Source organism: Bifidobacterium platyrrhinorum (genome assembly GCF_010667645.1).
GTDB classification, from domain to species: domain Bacteria; phylum Actinomycetota; class Actinomycetes; order Actinomycetales; family Bifidobacteriaceae; genus Bifidobacterium; species Bifidobacterium platyrrhinorum.
In genome coordinates this window covers 92,015-107,008 of the sequence record NZ_WHZV01000001.1, presented here as the reverse complement: position 1 = coordinate 107,008, position 14,994 = coordinate 92,015, and the positions used below count along the sequence as shown (strand labels likewise).

The 14,994-nt window shown below is 67.3% G+C and carries 11 protein-coding genes; 2 read left to right on the top strand and 9 right to left on the bottom strand.

Annotation, left to right across the window (positions count from 1 at the left end; genetic code table 11):
* Nucleotides 1–41 precede the first annotated feature (41 nt).
* A complete protein-coding gene (purM, locus tag GFD21_RS00435; protein WP_163195962.1) occupies nt 42–1,079 on the top strand; it encodes a phosphoribosylformylglycinamidine cyclo-ligase in 1,038 nt (345 codons plus the stop codon).
* A 64-nt stretch (nt 1,080–1,143) separates the two neighbouring features.
* Nucleotides 1,144–2,412, top strand: coding sequence for a phosphoribosylamine--glycine ligase (gene purD, locus GFD21_RS00430; protein ID WP_163195961.1), 1,269 nt, complete (start codon nt 1,144–1,146; stop codon nt 2,410–2,412).
* A 527-nt stretch (nt 2,413–2,939) separates the two neighbouring features.
* On the opposite strand, the gene GFD21_RS00425 is transcribed toward purD, so the two are convergent.
* From GFD21_RS00425 to GFD21_RS00385, 9 genes are all read right to left on the bottom strand, one after another.
* The gene (locus GFD21_RS00425) at nt 2,940–4,535 is read right to left on the bottom strand and encodes an aldehyde dehydrogenase family protein (RefSeq protein ID WP_163195960.1); all 1,596 of its coding nucleotides are present in this window, start codon (nt 4,533–4,535) and stop codon (nt 2,940–2,942) included.
* A 99-nt stretch (nt 4,536–4,634) separates the two neighbouring features.
* A complete protein-coding gene (uriT, locus tag GFD21_RS00420) occupies nt 4,635–6,026 on the bottom strand; it encodes a uridine transporter UriT (protein ID WP_163196495.1) in 1,392 nt (463 codons plus the stop codon).
* 97 nt (nt 6,027–6,123) lie between these two features.
* Nucleotides 6,124–7,065 carry a uridine-preferring nucleoside hydrolase UriH gene (uriH, locus tag GFD21_RS00415; protein WP_163195959.1) on the bottom strand — a complete coding sequence of 314 codons (942 nt, stop codon included), beginning with the start codon at nt 7,063–7,065 and terminating at the stop codon, nt 6,124–6,126.
* Between the two features lie 345 nt (nt 7,066–7,410).
* Nucleotides 7,411–9,552: an LTA synthase family protein gene (locus GFD21_RS00410; RefSeq protein WP_163195958.1), complete on the bottom strand. Its 2,142-nt coding sequence runs from the start codon at nt 9,550–9,552 to the stop codon at nt 7,411–7,413.
* 329 nt (nt 9,553–9,881) lie between these two features.
* Nucleotides 9,882–10,802 (bottom strand): metal ABC transporter solute-binding protein, Zn/Mn family, encoded by a 921-nt coding sequence (locus GFD21_RS00405; protein ID WP_163195957.1) that lies wholly within the window; start codon nt 10,800–10,802, stop codon nt 9,882–9,884.
* Nucleotides 10,803–11,585: 783 nt separating this feature from the next.
* Nucleotides 11,586–11,987 carry a Fur family transcriptional regulator gene (locus GFD21_RS00400; protein ID WP_163195956.1) on the bottom strand — a complete coding sequence of 134 codons (402 nt, stop codon included), beginning with the start codon at nt 11,985–11,987 and terminating at the stop codon, nt 11,586–11,588.
* A gap of 9 nt (nt 11,988–11,996) precedes the next feature.
* Nucleotides 11,997–13,220, bottom strand: a complete 1,224-nt coding sequence (purK, locus tag GFD21_RS00395) for a 5-(carboxyamino)imidazole ribonucleotide synthase (RefSeq protein ID WP_163195955.1) — start codon at nt 13,218–13,220, stop codon at nt 11,997–11,999.
* Entirely contained in the window at nt 13,204–13,701 is a 498-nt protein-coding gene (gene purE, locus GFD21_RS00390) for a 5-(carboxyamino)imidazole ribonucleotide mutase (RefSeq protein ID WP_163195954.1), read from the bottom strand. Before purE ends, purK begins: the two co-directional genes overlap by 17 nt.
* A 71-nt stretch (nt 13,702–13,772) precedes the next feature.
* A complete protein-coding gene (locus GFD21_RS00385) occupies nt 13,773–14,765 on the bottom strand; it encodes a zinc-binding dehydrogenase (protein WP_163195953.1) in 993 nt (330 codons plus the stop codon).
* Between the last annotated feature and the right edge of the window lie 229 nt (nt 14,766–14,994).

Genomic DNA, 14,994 nt, shown 5'->3' with positions numbered 1-14,994 from the left:
CAAGCCCCAACCCACCAGCCCCAAGAAAGGCACCAAACCCAATGCCCAAAGCATATGAGAACGCCGGCGTGAGCGTCGAAGCCGGCTACGAAGTCGTCAAGCGCATCAAGTCGCACGTCGCCCGCACGAACCGCCCCGGCGTGGTCGGCGGCATCGGCGGCTTCGGCGGCCTGTTCGACCTCGCCTCCCTCGGCTACCAGGAGCCGGTGCTCATCTCCGGCACCGACGGCGTGGGCACCAAGCTCATGGTCGCCAAGATGGCGAACAAGCACGACACCATCGGCATCGACTGCGTGGCCATGTGCGTCAACGACATCGCCGCCCAGGGCGCCGAGCCGCTGTTCTTCCTCGACTACATCGCCTGCGGCAAGAACGACCCGGCCCTGCTCGAGCAGGTCGTCGCCGGCGTGGCCGATGGCTGCGTGCAGGCCGGTTCCGGCCTGATCGGCGGCGAGACCGCCGAGATGCCCGGCATGTACGACGAGGACGAATACGACTTGGCCGGCTTCGCGGTCGGCGTGGCCGAGAAGTCGAAGATCGTCGACGGTTCCGGCATCGCCGAAGGCGACGCGCTCATCGGCCTGCCGTCCACCGGCGTGCACTCCAACGGCTTCTCCCTCGTGCGCAAGGCCCTGTTCGAGCAGGCCGGCTACACCGTCGACACCGAGCTGGACGAGCTCGGCGGCGCGAAGCTCGGCGACGTGCTCCTCACCCCCACCAAGATCTACGTGAAGGCCCTCAAGCCCCTGTTCGGAGCGGGCGTCGTCAAGGGCGTCGCGCACATCACCGGCGGTGGCTTCATCGAGAACGTGCCGCGCATGATCCCCGACGGCCTCGCCGCCGAGATCAACCTCGGCTCCTGGCCCGTGCTGCCGATCTTCGACGTGCTGGAGAAGGCCGGCGAGATCGACCACATGGAGATGTACAACATCTTCAACATGGGCATCGGCATGGTGCTCGCCGTCCCCGCCGACCGCGCCGACGAGACCGTCAAGCTGCTCGAGGACAACGGCGAGGCCGGCTATGTGATCGGCTCCATCGTCAAGGACGCCGACGGCACGCAGATCGCGCTCAAGTAAACCACCATCCATTCCACGGCTCCCCTCGCGAGGGGAGCCGCAACCATGTGAAAGGACTTCGAATATGGGTCAGAAGGTTCTGGTCATCGGTTCCGGCGCGCGCGAGCACGCCATCGCCCACGCGCTCCAGCGCGGCGGCAGCGTCGAGGAGGTGACCGTCGCCCCCGGCAACCCGGGCATGGAGCTCGACGGCATCCGCACCACGCACATCGCACAGTCGAACCACGCGGCGCTCATCGACTTCATGAAGGACAACGGCTACGACTGGGCGTTCGTCGGCCCCGAGGTGCCGCTCATCGAAGGCATCGTCGACGATTTCGCCGCCGCCGGCCTCAAGGCGTTCGGCCCCAACAGGGCCGCTGCGCAGATCGAGGGCTCCAAGGACTTCGCCAAGCAGCTCATGGAACGCCACGGCATCCCCACCGCCGCCTACGCCACCTTCGACGCGCTCGAGCCGGCCGTCGCCTACGTGCGCGAGCACGGCGCGCCGATCGTCGTCAAGGCCGACGGTCTGGCCGCCGGCAAGGGCGTCACCGTCGCCATGGACGTCGAGACCGCCGTCGATGCGCTCGACGACATCTTCGTCGACCACCGCTTCGGCAACGCCGGCGCCAAGGTCGTCATCGAGGACTTCCTCGAGGGCCAGGAGTTCTCCCTGATGAGCTTCGTCAACGGCACCGAGTTCTGGCCGATGCCGATCTCCCAGGACCACAAGCGCGCCTACGACGGCGACGAGGGTCCGAACACCGGCGGCATGGGCGCCTACAGCCCGGTGCCGCAGATCCCGCAGTCCGTCGTCGACGAGGCCATCGAGACCATCGTGCGCCCCACCGTGCAGGCCATGGCCGACGAGGGCACGCCGTTCACCGGCATCCTCTACGCGGGCCTCATCGCCACCGCCGACGGCCCGAAGGTCATCGAGTTCAACGCCCGTTTCGGTGATCCCGAGACCGAGGTCGTGCTCCCGAAGCTCACCTCCGACCTGGCTACCGGCATCAGCGCCATCCTCGACGGAGAGACCCCGGAGTTCACCTGGGATGACGACCGCGTCACCCTCGGCGTCGTGCTCGCCGCCGACGGATACCCGACCAACGTCGTCAAGGGCGCGAAGATCCCCGCCATCGACGTCGACGAGGATTCCCACGTCTACTACGCGGGCGTCGCCAAGGACGAGGCGGGCGAACTCGTCGCCTCCTCCGGCCGCGTGCTCTTCGTCGAGACCTCCGCGCCCACCATCAAGGACGCGCAGGACAAGGTGTACGCGATCATCGACGCGCTGCCCACCGAGGGCATGTTCTACCGCCACGACATCGGATTCAAGGCCCTGAAGTGAGGAATGCGCCGCATCCGCGGCGTTGCTCCTCGCAAGGCGCACCTTCCGGTACGCCTTGCGGCTGCACCACCCTCCTCACTTCAGGAACCTGAACGCATGGACGAGGGTGTGCTAACGGCGTTGCTCCTTGGTCGACGTACCTTCCGGCGCATCCCTTGCAGCTGCACCACCTCCCTCGCTTGAGGCAGCCCATAGCCATAGCGGCGGATTCCACGGGAATCATCCCATTGCTCCATGGAATCCGCCGCTTACGTCATCTCAGGGGCGTTGTTTACGGAGCAAGCCGGTCATCTCCGTAATATCCGCCGTTTGCGAATGCGTAGCGGCGGATGTTACGGAGCAATGGGATGATTCCCGTAATATCCGCCGCTGCGTGGGGCGGCCATTGGCCCCGTCCGATGCGAATCGGCCCGACCATCCCCACCGGCCCGCATCAGTCCAGCAATACCCGGCCCGCATCGGCCCAACAAACCCCGTCCGCATCAGTCCAGCAAGACCCCGACCGCATCGGCCCAACAAACCCCGTATCAACCCAACCGACGCAGCACGTCGATGACACGGCGCGTCATCGCGTCGAACGGCGGATAGACCAGACGCAGCGTGTCCGGATGCGACGGTTTCACCGTCACCGTCTTGACGTGGCTGAACGCGTTGAACCCGGACTTGCCGTGGTAGGCGCCGATGCCGGACGCACCCACGCCGCCGAACGGCAGTCGCGCGGACATGAGATGCCCCAGCGGCAGACCGAACCCGAGGGCGCCGGACGAAGTGCGCCGCTCGAACGCGAGACGGGTCGCACGGTCCCGTGAGAACACGTACGCGGCGAGCGGCCGGGGACGTGCGTTGACGAACCGGATGGCCTCGTCCGCGTCGCGCACGACCAGCACCGGCAGGATCGGCCCGAAGATCTCCTCGCGCATCACCGGAGCGTCCGGGCTCGTGCCGAACAGCACCGTGGGGGCGACGTAACGGGCCTCGCGGTCGACCACGCCGCCGCACACCACCCGTCCGGCCGGATCCGCCACGCCCGGCACCGCGACGATGCCATCCGCCGTGCCGGATCCGGGACCGTCGCCCGCAGGAACGACAGCCCCGCGGGAAAGCCGACGCCCCGCCATGTCGATGACGGCGCCTATGGCGGACGCCGCCTTGACGAGGGGCTCCCTCAGGTCGCGACGCAACACGTGCGTTCCGCGGGGGCCGGACGCCCCGTCGCCGGACGCCGCCCGTACGGGCAGCAGACCGCACAGGCGATCGACGTGACGCCCGTTGACGATGCGCCCGTAATCGGGGGAACGCCGGGGATCCTCCCCGTAGAATTCGCGTACGGCCACGCCGATGCGTTCCGCCAACGCCTCGGCCACGTCGGGCGTGGCGAGCACATAGTCGGGCGCCACGCAGGTCTGGCCCGCGTTCGTGAACCTCCCCCACGCGATGCGCCGCGCCGCCACGCCGAGGTCGCAGGTTCCGTCGACGAAGCACGGCGACTTGCCGCCGAGCTCCAACGTGACCGGCGTGGGATGTTTCGCGGCCGCCGCCATCACGATCCGCCCCACACGCTCGCCGCCGGTGTAGAAGACATGGTCGAACGGCCGCGCGAGCAACGCGCCGGTCTCCTTCGCTCCTCCCTCGACCACCGCGACCGCGTCCGGATCGAGATACCGTGGCACGAGCCGTGCGAGCAGCGCCGACGTGCGCGGCGCCAGTTCGGAAGGCTTGAGGCACACGGCGTTGCCTGCGGCGAGCGCGTCGGCCATCGGCCCAAGCGACAGCAGCACCGGATAGTTCCACGGCGCGATGACGAGCACGACGCCTTTCGGCTCGGCCACCGTCCATCCGAGGGCCGGCTGCAGCGCCCATGGCATCGCCACGGGCCGTCGGCGCGCCCACGAGCCCATCCGGTCGCGTACGAACCGCGCTTCGGCGGCGATTAGGTCGAGTTCGGTGAGCGTGGTCTCGGCCACGGGCTTGCCGAGGTCCGCGTGGACCGCCTCGGCGAGGTCGTCGCCGCGTTCGCGCATCATGCGCCGCAACGCGTCCAGTTGCGCGCGACGCCATGCGAGCGGCCTGGTGCGCCCGGATTCGAAGGTGGTGTTCAATCGGCGGAACGTGTCGTCGGTCATATGCGGCCTTGTCCTTTCCTACGACGCGACGGGCCGGAACCGGATTCCCGCGCGATGCGGTGCATCCGATTCCGGCCCGTCGTCCCGATCGTCATGCGGTCACTCGGCTTCGCCGACCTTGGGGATGCACAGCGAGGCGAGCAGCGCGAGCACGAGCAGCGCCACGCCGCCGAACATGCTGGCCGCGTAGCCGGCGGTCGCGCCCGAGGAGGCGGTGAACGCGTTCTGCACGGCGTACAGGATCGCGAAGCTCAGGCCCGCGCCCAGGTTGAACGCGCCGGCGTTCAGTCCGGGCAGGTAGCCGGGGTTGTCTGACGGGGAGAGCACGACGCCGAGGCCGTTGAGCATGATGTTCGCGGTGCCGGCGTAGGAGACGCCCAATGCGACCGACATGACGACCAGCGCCCATACGGTCGGCGTGTTGGATACGAACACGCCGAACAGCGCGCCGGCGACGCTCACGATCAGGCCGCCGCGCAGCACGGTGCGGAACCCGAACCTGGAGGCCAGGATGCCGGCGACGGGGCCGAAGGCGAGGCCGACCAGCGCGTACGGGGTGAGCGTGGCGAAGGAGACGACGCTGGCGCTCATGCCGGCGCCGGCGTCCGGGTCCTGCGCGAGGGCGGGGACGATGCCGTTCATGATCGCGAAGACGCCGGTCATGGTGAGCAGCGTGGTGAGCAGCAGGCCCCAGGTGCGGCGCTGCTTGAGGTAGCGGGTGGTCACCATCGGGTGCTTCTGGCGGTTCTCGACGTTCCAGAAGATCACGAACAGGACGGCCGCGAGCACGACCTCGCCCGCCACGAGCAGCCAGTTGGCGGCGGCGAGCTTCTGGATCTCGTTGATGGCGAGGTAGGCGGCGAGGAACGCGGCGGACAGGAACACGACGCCGGCCCAATCCATCTTCGGGGTTTCGCTGGCGGTGCTTTCCTCGGCGAAGCACACGACGAGGATGATGGCGAGGACGGCCACGCCGACCATCACCCAGAACACGGAACGGAAGCCGAACGTGCCGGCGAGCCATCCGCCGAGGATGGCGTCGACGCCGCCGATGCCGCCGTTGACGGAGGTGAGGATGGCCATGAGCTTGGCGTATTTGCGGTCCTCGGTGACCTTGGCGTGCAGCATGATGAGCGTGATCGCCACGACGGGGCCGGCGACGCCCTGGATCACTCGGCCGATCATCAGCATCGCGACGTTCACGGCGAGCGCGGAGATCACGCAGCCGACGGCGGTGAGCGCGAGGATGCCGAGCAGCACCTTCTTGCGTCCGAGCAGGTCGCCGAGCCTGGGCAGGAACAGCGAGAAGACGGCGCAGGAGGTGAAGAAGACGGTCTGGGTGAGGCCGATCTGCGCGTCGGTGGTGCCCAGCTCGATCCTCATGGTCGTCAGCGCGGGCGAGAGCATGGAGGCGTTGAGCTGGAAGGCGAAGATGGCGGCCATCAGGGCGGTCATCAGCGCGACGACGGATTTGCCGCCTTTGTCGAGCATTCCGCCGTTGCCGGCTTCGTTGGTTGCGTTGGTTGCGGTCATGGTGTGTCCTTCCCGGTCCTTTCTCTGGTCTCTTGCGGTTCTTCGGGGTTCCGGATCAGCCGATCGTCCTGATCGCCTCGGTGACCAGGTCCCAGAACCTGTCGAAGTCGAGCTTGACGGCCACCTGCGTATGGCATTCCTCCGCGGCAGGTTCGGGGCCGCGCAGGTCGGCGACGGTCATGGCGAGCGTGTATTCGCCGCGCAGTTCGACGTGCACCGGGCAGCGGCGCGTGGTGACGACGGACGGGTCGATGAGGTAGGCGACGGTGCACGGGTCGTGCACCGGCGGGTCGATGAAGTCCTGGTTGTCCTGGTACGTCTTGCGGAAGAAGTCCATGAGACCGGACACGAACATCGCCAGGTCGGTGCCGACGCCTTCGATGCGCTTCTGCACGGCGGGCGTGCACAGGGCCTGGTGCGTCAGGTCGAGGCCGACCATGGTGACGGGCCAATCCTCCTCGAAGACGATGTGGGCGGCCTCCGGGTCGACCTTGATGTTGAATTCGGCCACGGCGGTCCAGTTGCCGACGTGGTAGCCGCCGCCCATGAGCACGACCTCCTTGACGCGGTCGACGATGCGCGGCTCGAGGCGGGCGGCCATGGCGATGTTGGTCAGCGGGCCGGTCGGCACGAGCGTGATGGTGCCGGGCTCGTTGTTCATAATCGTGTCGATGATCCAGTTGACCGCATGGCCCGGGTCCAGCGGGCGGGTCGGCTCGGGCAGTTCGACGCCGTCGAGTCCGGTCTCGCCGTGGATGGAGGCGGCGACCTCCTGCTTGCGCACGAGCGGACGGTCGCAGCCGGCGTGGACGGGCACGTCGGTGGCGTGCGCCTTCTCCAGCACGGCGCGCGCGTTGTAGGTCACCTTGTCGAGGCTCTGGTTGCCGCCCACCGTGGTGACGCCGAGCAGGTCGATGTTCGGATTGCCGACCGCCAGCAGGATGGCGACGGCGTCGTCGTGCCCGGGATCGCAGTCCAGGATGATCTTCTTCGTCATGGCAACTCCTCCGTTGTTTCATCTTCTTCGATCGTCGCATGCCGTTGCAACGTCGGCCAGACCCGCGCCCATCATGGGGTAAAAGGTTTAACCTCCGTCATAACGTACATCCGAAACCGCGAAAATCAAAACAACGGACGGAATCGGGTGTCGCCGGACGGCGGGGGACGTCCCCACGTTTTTCCGGCGCGCCTGTCGGCGCGCGACATTGCCTACGGACGGCCCACCGGGCCGTCCGCTTTACGGCAACGGCACCGCAATTACGGACGGGGCTGCGCCCCGCGTTTTCCGGCGCGCCTGTCAGCGCGCGACATTGCCTACGGACGGCCCACCGGGCCGTCCGCTTTACGGCAATGTCATGAAACCGGTGTCCTTGAGGTAGTTCTTGCCGTCGGTGATGTCGTACTGGATGAGCTTGTAGTCCTCGAGCAGCTGCTTCGTCTCCTGGTCGAAGTCGCTTTCGGCCATCGGGTCGCCCTTGGAATCGAGGTAGATCGCCTGGCCCTCGGGGATGCGGTCCCAGCCCTGGATCTTGTTGACGACCGGCGGCTCCATCGCGGCCACCTTCTCGTGCATGAGCGTGAGGAACGCGAGATAGGGCGACACCTTGGCGTCCATGTGCTCGGCGGCCTGCGCGACGAAGAAGTTCGGCGACGAATAGGCGGCGCCGTCGATCTTCTCGCCCTGCGACGAGGACGCCTTGTTCGACCAGATGAAGTAATCGGTCAGGTGGAGGGCGAGCGAATTGTCGTCGTCCTCGCTGGCGGACGAATAGATGCCGGGCAGATGGTCGCCGTAGAAGACGACGGTGATCGGCTTGTCGATCGCGTCGAGCTTGTCGAGGAAGTCGGCGGTGGCCTCGTCGGTGATCGCCTGCCCCTTCTGATAGGTCTCGATGGACTCCTGCTCGTCCTTGCCGAGCGGCGTGCCGGTGGTGGATTCGGCGGTGAAGTCGTTGTTCTTGTACCACCCGTGGTAGGGCATGTGGTTCTGCATGGTGATGACCTGCAGGAACTGGTTGGAATCGGACTTCTCGACCTCCTCCAGGGTGCTGAGGTAGGTGGCGGCGTCGGAGACGTAGCGGCTGTCGTCGATCCTGTCCTGATGGGAGATGACGTCCGGCCCGGTGAGCGTGTAGAAGTGGGAGAACCCGAACTTCTTGTAGTTGGTGGCGCGCGAGTACATGGACGATTCGTACGGGTGCAGGCCGATGGAGTTCTTGGAGGCGCCCCACATCTGGTTGATGGTGGGCGTCCAATGCTCGCCGGGCACGAGCTGCTGGTACGGGCTGGTCAGCGACGAATCGAAGTTCGCCATGGACAGGCCGGTCAGGCCCATGTATTCGAGGTTCGCGGTGCCGCCGCCGTACCCGGAGGACAGCATGAGGCCGGAGGTGGTGTGCTCCTTGATCTGGCGGATGCGGGGCATCGAATCCTTGTTGGTCTTCAGCCCCGGCACGCGCGAGGTGTCGGAGAAGGATTCGGACAGCACGTAGATGACGGTGGAGTCGGTCAGGCTGGATTTGCGCGAGGCGTTGATGTCCTTGGCCGCCTTCTCGTAACGGGCGACGACCTGCTTCATCGTCTCCTCGGAATAGTCGGACGGCTTGTCCATCACCTTGGGGTTGACCTGTCGCATGAACGCGACGAGCGGGCCGTTGCGCTGCGCGTCGTAGACGGAATCCCACATGGACGGCTTGTCGCCCATCACGGTGGCGAGGCCCTTCGCCCAGCTGCCGACGGTGCTCACCTGCATCGCGTACAGGCCGAAGAACAGGCCGGGCACGAGCACGAGCAACAGGCGGGCGACCGCGTCCGCCGACCGGGTCTGGCGGTCGGAGCCGCGGAACAGCCGGCCGCGACGGGCGTCGAGACGGTCGAGGGCCACGAACACGGCGACGAACACGGCGAACACGGCGATGGCCGCGAGGATCACCCAATGGGCGCCGGCGGGCATGAAGCCCATGAGATTGCCCGCATCGGCCTTGAGGAAGTTGAGGTCGGAGGGCAGCACGGCCTCGTAGCGGATCGAGATCTTGAAATGCTCGATGACGGCGACGACGATCGCCGCGGCGATCAGTACCGGCGTGGCGATCCAGAACCGGTTGAAGACCATGAGCAGCGCGAGATAGAGCACGCCGACGAGCAGGACGTTGAGCAGGAACACGAAGTTGGGTTCGCGGACGTTGAACATCTTGCCGACGAAGTCCCAGCCGACCTCCGGGCTGGACAGGGTGACGCGCGAGGAGGCGCCGAGGCTCACCCCGACCTCGAGGATCGCGACGGCGGCGATGTCGAACAGGACGAACAGCACGCCGTACAGCCAGCCGGGGAACGGCCTGGGACGGATGGGCGAGATACGACCGCGCGCGCGGTCCTCGCCATCCGGAGTCCCCGCATCCTTGGCGGCCGCCCCGGCCGATGCGCCAGTCGCTCGGGCGTCCCGTTCGACGCCGCGTTCGTCCCTGCCGTGCGATTCCTGCTTCATACTGTCTGCTTCACCCATACGCTCGGTTGTCTCGGTTGCCCATATCCGTCCGTGCCGCGGCACGGTATGACGGACACCGGAGCCGTGTCCGGCCCCGGCCCACGCGCCGACGCCTCCCGCGACACGGTTCACCTGTCGTCCAGAGGCATATTGTCTTTCGTTAACCTTGGGGAAACCATGGAAGGGACGAATCCCACACGATTCCCTAACCAATCACCCTAACGCAAAGGGTGCCTCGGACCGTTCCCGAGACACCCTTATTCCCGTGCGGGCACCCCGACCCCAAGGGATTCCGGGCCGCGCCCGGCGATGGCGGCTCCGGACGTCACCTACTTGGCGGCGGCGTTCGCGAAATCGTCGACGAGAGCGTCCATCCAGTCGAGCAGATCGTCGTACTGCGACGGCATCTGCTCGGTGAGTTCGACGGTCGGCACGTCCCCCTCCTTGGCGGCGGAGATGATCTGCTTGGTGGTGGAGTTCTCCTCCTGCGTGTTGAGGACGAGCATGTCGATGGATTCGCCGTCCTCGAGCGCGTTCCGGAACGCGTTGATGTCGGCCGCGGTCGGCTCGCTTTCGTTGGCGGAGGCCTGCTTGTATCCCTTCGGCGTGGCGTCCGTCATCCCGAGATCGTCGGCGAGGTACCAGGCCACGGATTCGGTGGCGGCGTACGGCAGTCCCTTGGTCTTGGCGGAGACGTCCCCGATCTTGGACTCGAGCCGGTCCTCCTTGGCGTGCCAGTCCTTGTTGAGCTTGGCGTAATCGTCCTTGTGGGCCGGATCGGCCTGCTGGTAGGCCTTGGTGATCGCGTCGGCGGCGGCCGAACGCACCTTGGCCGAGAACCACACGTGCGGGTTGTCGCCTTCCTTGATCCCGCCCGTCTCGGCGGCGTCGACCAGCGTGGCCTTGGCGGATCCGGCGGCCTTGGACGCCCACGGGTCGTAGTCGGCGCCGTTGACGACGGCGACCTTCGCGGCGCCGATCTTCGCGACGTCCTGCGCGGTGGGCTCGTAGTCGTGCGCCTCCACATTGGTCTTGGTCATGATCGCGGTGACGTCGACGTGGTCGCCGCCGAGGTCGCGGGCGACGGAGCCCCACTGGTTGATGGAGGCGACGACCTCGACCTTTCCCGCGGACGAACCGTCGGCGGCCTCGCCGGAGCCGCATGCGGCGACGGAGCCGATCGCCGCGATCGCGGCCACGGCGGCCAGCCCGCGCATGACGGATGCCTTGATGGTGTTCGGAATGGACATGATGGATGTTTCCTCTCTACGCGGCCGCCTCCCGGCCGCTTCCTGATGACAGACCACACCATAACACATATTGAGAACTATTATCATTAGCAATGAATCGGCGTGTCACAGGACGGAATCGCCATGGCAAATCGTCCCCCCCCCCCGGAAGCGAATGCCCCTCGCTCTTCGCAGGGCTATGTCATCTTCGGTCGCCCTTGGAATCGAATGCCCCCACCGGCCTGGATTCGGACGCAGCCAACCGCCCGATGGGATGTACTCGCACGTACTGCATGTGCACATGCACATTCCACGCCGCGCGGCCGCGGCATCATGCCGGATGCAGCCGCGCGGCCGCGGCACGCGCAACGCAGCGCATGGGGACGCGAAATCCATGCCCCTCGACGCAAAACGAGGAGGAATTCCCGTCGAAGGGCACGACCCCACGCCACGGACGAGAACGGGCGTATCGAAAACCGCCATTTTCCAACGATCACAATTGCGGGCACATGTCCCCCGACGCAAAGTGAGGACCAATTCCCGTCGAGGGACACGGCCTTGTGCCCCTCGACGCGGAATGAAAGCGGATTCCCGCCGAGGGACAGGATTCCACGCCCCTCGGCATCGGGAACCGTCGATTGTCCGTCGAGGGGCACGGCCATGCCACAACACCATGCAAAGAAGCCAGGAAAACGGCGGGGAGTACAACCACGCCGCAGCACCATGCGAAAACCCACAAAAACGGCGAGGGGCCGGCATCATCGGAAATCCATGATCCGATGATGCCGGCCCCCCACGCCCCGCTCAGACGGTCCTTCCCTCCTGGCATTCCGGGCACAGCCCGAAGACCTCGAGCGTATGGCTCTCGACGGTGAACCCGTGCCTGGCGGCCACGCCACGCAGCCACGCCTCGTCCGGCGGCTCGATCTCCACCGTGCGCCCGCAACGCTTGCACACCAGATGATGATGGTGCGCGTCGTCACCGCACAGACGGAACAGCTGCTGGCCGTCGAGCCTGATCGTGTCGGCGGCGCCGGAGTCGGCGAGCGCGTTGAGCTGCCGGTACACGGTGGCCAGTCCGATGCGCGACCCCTCGTCCTGCATGCGCCGGTGCAGGTCCTGGGCGGAGATGAACTCGTCGCAGCCGGCGAGCGCCGCATGGATCGCGTCCTTCTGCCTGGTCTGGCGTTCGATGTGTTCAACCATGCCGGACGGTCACTCCTCCTTGGCGGAGGCGGCGCCGGCGGGCTGCACGAACGGGCGCGCGTAGGCCTTGAGGTCGTCCCAGCAGCCGGTCGCCTCGAGTTCGTCGACGGTGCGCGCGGTGTCGTCGGTGAGCACGGTGATGTGGCCCATCTTGCGGTTGTGGCGCAGCTGCGCCTTGCCGTAGTCGTGCACGTTCCATTCGGGGTGCGTGGCGATCTGCGCGCGCGTGGGCAGCACGTGCTGGCCGAGCACGTTGACCATGACGGCGGGGCTGAGCAGCTTCGGCTGGATGAGCGGCCAGCCGGCGATGCCGCGGATGTGCGCGTCGAACTGGTCGATGGAGCACGCCTCGATGGTGTAGTGGCCGGAGTTGTGCGGGCGCGGCGCGAGCTCATTGACGATCACGCGGCCGTCCTTGGTGACGAACAGCTCGATGGCGAGCGTGCCGGCCAGTTCGAAGCCCTTGGCGAGCGCGAGCGCCATCTCGTGCGCGGTCCGCGCGATCGAGGGGTCGACCTCGGCGGGGGCGATCGTCATGTGCAGGATGTTGTTGCGGTGGTCGTTGCGCACGATCGGGAACGTGACGTAGTCCTTGCCGTTGCCGGACACGAGGATCGACGCCTCGAACGCGAAGTCGACGAAGCCCTCGAGGATGGACGGGGGGAAACCGCCGCCGCGGTCGCCGCGGGCGCGGATCTTCTCGAGGTCCATGTCGTTCCTCAGCACGTGCTGGCCGTGGCCGTCGTAGCCGCCGGAACGGGTCTTGAGCACGCACGGGTAGCGGAGTTCGTCGATGGCGGCCTCGAGCTCGTCGAAGTCGTTGACCTCGCGCCACGGGGCGGTCTCGATGCCGTGCCTGTTGATGAACGTCTTCTCGTTGATGCGGTCCTGGGTGACGCGCAGCAGGTCGGTGCCCTGCGGGGCGGCGACCAGGTGGCGCACCTCGTCGATGGAGTCGGCGTCCACGTTCTCGAACTCGTAGGTGAGCACGTCGGACTTCTCCGCCAGATCGTGGATGGCGGTCTTGTCGTCGTATTCGCCGACGACCTGGAAGTCGGCCACCTGCGCGGTCGGGCAGTCGGGGGTGGGGTCGAGCACGCCGATGCGGAAGCCCATGTACTTGGCGCTCAGGGCCATCATGCGGCCGAGCTGGCCGCCGCCGATGATGCCGATGGTCGCGCCCGGCTGCAGCATCTGCGTGGCGCCGTGGGTTTCCTCAAACAAGCTGGGCATTGGATTCGGCCACCTTCTCCTTGAGCGAATCGCGGTAGTCCTTGAGCTTGTCCGCCAGTTCCGGCTCGAACGCGGACAGCATCTGCACGGCGAGCAGGCCGGCGTTGGTGGCGCCGGAGTTGCCGACGGCGGTGGTGGCGACGGGGATGCCGCCGGGCATCTGCACGATGGAGAGCAGCGAATCCCAGCCGGACAGGGCGTGGGAGCGCACGGGCACGCCGATGACGGGCAGCGTGGTCTGCGCGGCGATCATGCCGGGCAGGTGGGCGGCGCCGCCCGCGCCGGCGATGATGACCTTGAGGCCGTTGGCGCGCGCGTTGTGCGCGAAGTCGGCCATGAGCTCCGGGGTGCGGTGGGCCGAGATCACCTGCTTGTGATAGGCCACACCGAACTGGTCGAGGATGTCGCAGGCGCGCTTCATGGTCTCCCAGTCACTGGACGATCCCATGACGACGGCCACTTCGGGCTTGCTGTCCGTCATTATCATTACCTCCGCGTTATTGAGAATACGGTCTCACTGTACTCCCCCGCCCACCCCGCTGCGGCCGGCGCTCACACGGTGATGGCGACCTTGCCGAACATGTCGCCGCCGAGCACGCGGCGGAACGCCTCCGGCGCGGCGTCGAGTCCCGCGTACGTCGAGTCGATCACGGGATGCAGGTCGGTGTGCTCGACGAAGCGCAGCAGTCGGGCGAAGTCCTCGCGCGAGCCCATCGTGTTGCCCTGCACGCGGATGTCCTGGAAGAACACGCGCGTGAGTTCGGCGCCCGGCTGGTCGCCGGTGGTCGCGCCGCACACGGCGATCACGCCGCCGGGACGCACGGATTTCACGGAGTGCGACCAGGTGGCGGCCCCCACCGATTCGATGACGGCGTCGACCTTGCGCGGCAGGCGCGCGCCCGTTTCGAACGCGGCGTCGGCGCCGAGCGCCAGCGCGCGTTCTCGCCTGTCCGCCGAACGCGACGTGACGAACACCTCCAGTCCGGCGGCGTGCGCGAGCCGGATCGCGGCGGTGGACACGCCGCCGCCCGCGCCCTGCACGAGGATCGTGTCGCCGGGCTTGGCATCGGCGGCGCGGAACACGAGCGAGTAGGCGGTGAGCCAGCTGGTGCCGAGCGCCGCCGCCTCGGCGAAGTCGAGGTTCGCGGGTTTGGCGAACACGTTCGCGGCCGGCACCTGGGTCTTCTCGGCCATCGTGCCCGGGTATTTCTCGGACAGGATGGTGCGCCGCTCGCCGGGGGCCACGCCGGCGCCGTCGGTGCCGACGAACGTGTAGAGCACGACCTCGTCCCCGGCCTTGGGGCCGCCGCGTCCGGGCACGTCCTCGTCGAGGACGCCGGCGGCGTCGGTGCCGAGGATCATCGGCGTCTGTTCGGCGCGCAGCCCGACGCCGCGAAGGCTCCAGATGTCGTGGTGGTTGACGGTCGCGGCCCTGACGGTGACGGTGGACCACAACGGCTTCGGCTCCGGCGCGGGCAGGTCGCCCACGGCGAGTGCGGCGAGCGGGTCGGCGTTGTTGACGCGGGAAGCGTATACGGCCTTCATCGGCGTTCCTTTCGCTATCGGTGGATACGGCGTCGTGTCGTCCTCATTCTCCCACGCGCGGCCCGTGCGGGAGGGCGACGCGCCGCGGCACGGCACGGCGTACCGGGACCGGAAGGACGCCCCCTCGGATTTACGGAGATGTTGGGGGCATTGCCGCGAGGCGCCGCGGACGGGGGCACCGGTGCGTCTAGGCTTGCGTCGGCAGAGGAAACACAGGGAAGGGGAATGC

Coding starts and splice junctions, on each gene's coding strand:
- purM (WP_163195962.1), top strand. CDS start 42: ATGCCCAAAGCATATGAGAACGCCGGCGTGAGCGTCGAAGCCGGCTAC.
- purD (WP_163195961.1), top strand. CDS start 1,144: ATGGGTCAGAAGGTTCTGGTCATCGGTTCCGGCGCGCGCGAGCACGCC.
- GFD21_RS00425 (WP_163195960.1), bottom strand. CDS start 4,535: ATGACCGACGACACGTTCCGCCGATTGAACACCACCTTCGAATCCGGG.
- uriT (WP_163196495.1), bottom strand. CDS start 6,026: ATGCTCGACAAAGGCGGCAAATCCGTCGTCGCGCTGATGACCGCCCTG.
- uriH (WP_163195959.1), bottom strand. CDS start 7,065: ATGACGAAGAAGATCATCCTGGACTGCGATCCCGGGCACGACGACGCC.
- GFD21_RS00410 (WP_163195958.1), bottom strand. CDS start 9,552: ATGAAGCAGGAATCGCACGGCAGGGACGAACGCGGCGTCGAACGGGAC.
- GFD21_RS00405 (WP_163195957.1), bottom strand. CDS start 10,802: ATGTCCATTCCGAACACCATCAAGGCATCCGTCATGCGCGGGCTGGCC.
- GFD21_RS00400 (WP_163195956.1), bottom strand. CDS start 11,987: ATGGTTGAACACATCGAACGCCAGACCAGGCAGAAGGACGCGATCCAT.
- purK (WP_163195955.1), bottom strand. CDS start 13,220: ATGCCCAGCTTGTTTGAGGAAACCCACGGCGCCACGCAGATGCTGCAG.
- purE (WP_163195954.1), bottom strand. CDS start 13,701: ATGACGGACAGCAAGCCCGAAGTGGCCGTCGTCATGGGATCGTCCAGT.
- GFD21_RS00385 (WP_163195953.1), bottom strand. CDS start 14,765: ATGAAGGCCGTATACGCTTCCCGCGTCAACAACGCCGACCCGCTCGCC.